The sequence below is a fragment of the Algoriphagus antarcticus genome (assembly GCF_002150685.1).
In the GTDB taxonomy this organism is placed as follows: Bacteria; Bacteroidota; Bacteroidia; order Cytophagales; family Cyclobacteriaceae; genus Algoriphagus; species Algoriphagus antarcticus.
This window is the reverse complement of sequence record NZ_MSSW01000094.1, coordinates 1-1318: the sequence shown is the minus strand read 5'-3', so window position 1 is coordinate 1318 and position 1318 is coordinate 1. Positions and strand designations below refer to the sequence as shown.

Genomic DNA, 1318 nt, shown 5'->3' with positions numbered 1-1318 from the left:
TATTTTCGATACTTCCCTTGCTTAGTCCGTCTTTCATATGTTCGGTTAGGTTTTCGTTTTTGCAGGAGTTCTTTACGGAGCAGGTGTTCCAGTTCTTCTACGACCTGTTGACCATCTATTGTATACTCGCCCCTTTTTGTCAATAAGAAAATCCTTATTAAGCGTATAGAATTTTTGAATGAAGTCTTCTTTGGGGGAAAAAGGCAAGTCTTTTATGCTTGCGTAGATGATTTTTCGTATCAGATTATAGGTGGCCAGTGAGACGGTCAGTTCTTTAAGTGCCATTTCGGGGGTTTTAGACCGTAATATGTTGACATCCATTATTGTTTTGATTTCACGGATACTGATTTCGATGTCCCATCTGGTAAGATAAAGGAGTTGGAACTCATGTTTGTCTATCTTGGCATCCAGAATGGTGGTATGGAGCACATACTCCTTTCCCTCAGGGCTTTTACATACGATCCGTCTAAGTAAAAATGTATTCGGTTCCAACCATTCAGATCTTTTTTTAGGGGGTTTTATGCGAATGATTTCATCGCCTTCACTGAGAACTTCTATCAGTTCATAGCTTCTTTCGCGCTTGGCTGGCATGAGCATCTCAATTCCTTTGCGCTTGCATTTTGCGATAATCTCATAACAATTGTAAAGATCGTCCAAGAGCAGCACCGACCCGATAGGCACTTCATCAATCATCTCATAAAACAAAGCCAACTCACTTACGTGCCTGTTTGATAATTTGAAGCTTACCACCTGACCGGTACCTCTTTCACTGATGGATTCTAATAGACCTTGGGGATACCCTTCATTGCTTTGCCCATGATACTTTACTTCATACTCCTCTCTTATCCTTTCAGTATCCTGCATTTGCACATAGGTCCCGTCACCGATGAGTACTCGATATCCATACCAGTGAGAATAAGAGTTATTTACCTCGCTGATGCGGCTGTTCGAAAACAGCTCTTCAGCGAGTGCCATAGGTACCCTTTCGCGCGCTTTGCTGTAGGCCGCAGTATTGAGGGAAATATCTTTCTCCAGACTTTTGGGTAACTGAAGCGTGTACTTTTTTGGCCTGCCTGCTTTCTTGTCAAGTGATTGGTCTAATACCTTCTCCTGATTCAATTGCTCCTCCAACGCTTCGGTGGCTTGCTGTTTATGCTGCTGGTGAATCATATAATACAAATCCACAGAATTCTTCAAGGTTTTATCCTGTTGAACGGATGTTAAAACCATCGTCAACAAGGTATTGCGAACGGTAAAAATGCGATTGCGACTTTTTAAGCCTTCTGATTCTTGCCCTGCAAGCAGGGGGAATTCTTTC

1 protein-coding gene is annotated in these 1318 nt (G+C 42.3%); it reads right to left on the bottom strand.

Annotated features, from left to right (window positions below; all coding sequences use genetic code 11):
* Positions 1–72: 72 nt before the first annotated feature.
* Positions 73–1318: IS4 family transposase (locus tag BVH04_RS23140; protein WP_140160651.1), on the bottom strand; the 1246-nt coding region annotated here is incomplete at its 5' end.